The organism is Candidatus Desulfolinea nitratireducens (assembly GCF_982879505.1).
This window is the reverse complement of sequence record NZ_CEYOSI010000182.1, coordinates 4,263-7,534: the sequence shown is the minus strand read 5'-3', so window position 1 is coordinate 7,534 and position 3,272 is coordinate 4,263. Positions and strand designations below refer to the sequence as shown.

The window sequence follows — 3,272 nt, the reverse complement described above, 5'->3', positions numbered from 1 at the left end:
GTCTCGGTAATTGTCGCACCGCACATCCCGGCCAGCATCCGCATCATCTTGATGTTGTAGATCGGCATCACTCCGGGGATGATGGGAATATCTATTCCCGCAGCGCGGCAGCGTGCCAAATAATCGAAGAAATACTGATTATCGTAAAAATAATTACAGATGATATATTCCGCGCCGCGCTCAACCTTGAGTTTTAGATATTCCATATCCTTGGCCTGGCTGGCTGCATCGATATGGCTCTCCGGGTAACCTGCCACCCCCAAACAGAGATCGTAGCGGGGACGAATATATCCCATTAACTCGGAGGCATACGAGAAGCTCTCCGGGTGGGGAGTAAAATTTTCGTCACGAGGTTCGTCTCCGCGCACGACGAGGATATTCTCCACGCCGAGGGCCTGGTAATCGTCGATAACCGCTGTGATCTTATCGGGAGCAAGCCCAAATCCCGCGAAATAAGCGATCACTTCCAGTCCCTTTTCCTCTTTCAGTTTTTTGACCAGTTGCCGTGAACCCTCTCTCGTCGAGCCCCCCGCCCCAAAGGTGACCGAGACAAAATCCGGCTCAAGCGCAGCCAGCTCCTCAATCGCTTTCTCCAGATTGGCAGCGGCCTTCTCCGTTCGTGCGGGAAATAATTCAAAAGAGATCGTCGGCTCATTGCGTGACTTCCAAATATCGGTCAATTTCATTTTTATTTATCCTCCATTGAAAAAATGCTAAACACAAAGAGCACTAAGTCCTCAAAGGGAAAGTTTCAGGTTTTTCTTTTTCTTTGTGATCTTTTGCCTGCACTGTGCGCAGGCACATGTGTGTCCTTCGTGTTTAAACAGCCATTTAGGTACAGTTTTACTGCCAGAGCTATATTTGCTGTACTTCCTCATAACGGAAACAACTCACCACATGGTCGTTCACCATCCCGACTGCCTGCATAAATGCATAACAGATCGTTGGGCCAACGAAACTAAATCCGCGCTTTTTCAGATCCTTGCTCATCGCTTCAGATTCGGGGGATATGGCCAGATAATCTTTTTCAGTTTGCAAAGCATTGACGATCGGCTTACCATCGACAAATCCCCATAGATAATCGTCGAAAGAACCCAGCTCATCTTTCAAACGTAAATAAGACTGCGCATTCTTGATTGTTGAATTGATCTTCTGACGATTGCGCACGATCCCGGCATTTCCCATCAACTCGGCGATCTTCTTCTCATCATAGCGCGCCATTTTTTCTGCGTCAAACTGATCGAATGCTTCCCAGTAATTTTCACGCTTGCGCAAAATAGTGATCCAACTCAGCCCGGCCTGTGCGCCATCCAGGATCAGCTTGGCAAGGAGCTTCCGCTCATCGTGAACGGGAAGGCCCCATTCTTCGTCATGATAACGAATATAGAGCGGATCATTTGTCGGCCAGGGACATCGAATCAGGTTATCTTCCATAAACATATTCCTTGATAGGTTTTACCTCTCCACGATACACTAAAGTCGGTCCAAAATCAATAGAACTCACATCCTGATATGATTTTATCAATCTTACAAAGTCATGATTAAGCTCTATTCTTCATGTTTTTTCCAATCTTTAACTATTTCAAAAAGATCATTCAATGGCTGCAACTCTGCAATAGGCACAGCCAAATTTTTCGTGCGTGTGCGATTATATTGATAAACGCGACTACCGACAGGCAACTCCCTAGCCTTCTGTCGAAATGCTTTCCGCGTCAGAAAACCCGCCAGGATCACATCCATCCCATAAACCCAGATATTCCCCCAATCATGCGGGGCGATCAGGTGAGTTTCCTCCAGCACAGGGCTGTGGATGCCAACCTGTCCACCGGGCATCTTGTCGACGTGGACGTAAGCGAGCGTGTGGAAGCCTGCTTCCGTTTCCATTCGTTCTCTCGGCTTGAGGGTGATCTTCTTCGAAAGGAATTGTCGTTCAGCATCCTGCCCGCCCAACTCGACGATGAGAGTCTCCTCGCAATCGCTCTTCAGGGCCAGCATCCCAAGCGAGCGCCAATGGTCAGGTTTTGCCCAATTTTTGGGCATGGTGTGGATCAGGTGCAGCGGATTCCCCGCTTCGCTGGCTTTGGCCATCTCTGCCTGTGATGCGGCCTGCAACCCCGTCAGGAAGGCGAAGATATATACGTCGCTGTTCTTGTGTCCCGCTGAAACAAATTGATCGGAGGGGATCAACGCCGAGGCCCCCAGCAGCAAGCCCAGATCACGGTTGAGGTCGCTGATCTGTTTCTTGCGGGTGATCATAAATGATTTCAGATCACAACGATGCCCGCCGAGTGAGACGTCATATTTATCCGGATCGGTGAAAGGAGTGGCACCTTTCACATCGAAGGGAATCCCCTGCTCGCCAAGATGGCGGCGAAAAGCCAGCTCCACCGCGATCCCGCCGACGATCCGCCGCAGCCGTTTGGCATCCGAGCCGCCCATCCGATTGTAGGTATAACGCAGCGAGCGGCAGGCATAGTCGATCCCGCCGGTCGTCAGATCGGGTGTGTAGGGGATGCGGATGAGGTCGTTTTTAAATAGCATTTTCATGTAGGAGCGACCCTTTTGGGTTTATAGAGGAAATTTCTTTTTAACGTTCATTTATGTTGAAAATTGAATTTTTCTGTGCTGCATAGCGGGTCGCCCTAGCACTGAGGGTTGATGGTGATTTACTTTCTCCGCACGGGAATTAATCCCCGTGCTACGGCACCAATGCCGGCCAAAGCCGACTAAAATCGGCTTGCTATTCAAGAATACCGAGTCCGCTTTAGCGGGCTTTGGCAATGAGCGTGGACGTTTACGTCCATGCGGTGATAATTATCAACCGCGATCCCACCGGTCGTCAGATCGGGTGTGTAGGGGATGCGGATGAGCATTCGAGTCTTTCTCCGCACGGGAATAAATTCCCGTGCTATCTGCCAAAGCCCGCTAAAGCGGACTTCCAACTTCCGTTTCCCAATTATCCCTCTTCATCCGCGTAAATCCGCCTTATCCGCAAAACCTGCACTGAGCACCGTCGAAGTATCCGCGTCCCACCTCACCGGGCTGGAAAATCCCGCCTCTACTCCCAATGCCCAAATAACAAATCCCTAATCTTCCTTCCTAAACTGCAAACAATAATGATGGAAGGTATTGCTGACCCAGGCATTCCCCATCCCATAGGGTGCAAGGCGCTGGTTATCCTGCATCCAGATCTTCTCATCTTTGAGCGTATAAACCTTCCCCAACTCGCGCCCAATATCCCAGGCCAGTGGGTAGATCTTGCCACCCTTCTT

4 protein-coding genes and 1 pseudogene are annotated in these 3,272 nt (G+C 50.0%); all 5 read right to left on the bottom strand.

The window, feature by feature from the left end; translation table 11 throughout:
- A partial coding sequence (locus tag AC3DOM_RS13835; RefSeq protein WP_487919630.1) for a methylenetetrahydrofolate reductase occupies window positions 1-686 on the bottom strand: 686 nt, incomplete at its 3' end.
- Between the two features lie 169 nt (window positions 687-855).
- Window positions 856-1,434, bottom strand: coding sequence for a DNA-3-methyladenine glycosylase I (locus AC3DOM_RS13830; protein WP_487919629.1), 579 nt, complete (start codon window positions 1,432-1,434; stop codon window positions 856-858).
- A 114-nt stretch (window positions 1,435-1,548) separates the two neighbouring features.
- Window positions 1,549-2,547: a hypothetical protein gene (locus AC3DOM_RS13825; RefSeq protein ID WP_487919628.1), complete on the bottom strand. Its 999-nt coding sequence runs from the start codon at window positions 2,545-2,547 to the stop codon at window positions 1,549-1,551.
- 197 nt (window positions 2,548-2,744) lie between these two features.
- Complete coding sequence (locus tag AC3DOM_RS13820) at window positions 2,745-2,873, bottom strand: hypothetical protein (RefSeq protein WP_487919627.1); 129 nt, start codon at window positions 2,871-2,873, stop codon at window positions 2,745-2,747.
- Between the two features lie 213 nt (window positions 2,874-3,086).
- Window positions 3,087-3,272, bottom strand: a pseudogene (locus AC3DOM_RS13815) (DNA methyltransferase); the annotation flags it as partial.

Excerpts from the sequence above, each read along its gene's own strand:
- AC3DOM_RS13830 (WP_487919629.1), bottom strand. The coding sequence starts at position 1,434 with ATGGAAGATAACCTGATTCGATGTCCCTGGCCGACAAATGATCCGCTC.
- AC3DOM_RS13825 (WP_487919628.1), bottom strand. The coding sequence starts at position 2,547 with ATGAAAATGCTATTTAAAAACGACCTCATCCGCATCCCCTACACACCC.
- AC3DOM_RS13820 (WP_487919627.1), bottom strand. The coding sequence starts at position 2,873 with ATGCTCATCCGCATCCCCTACACACCCGATCTGACGACCGGTGGGATC.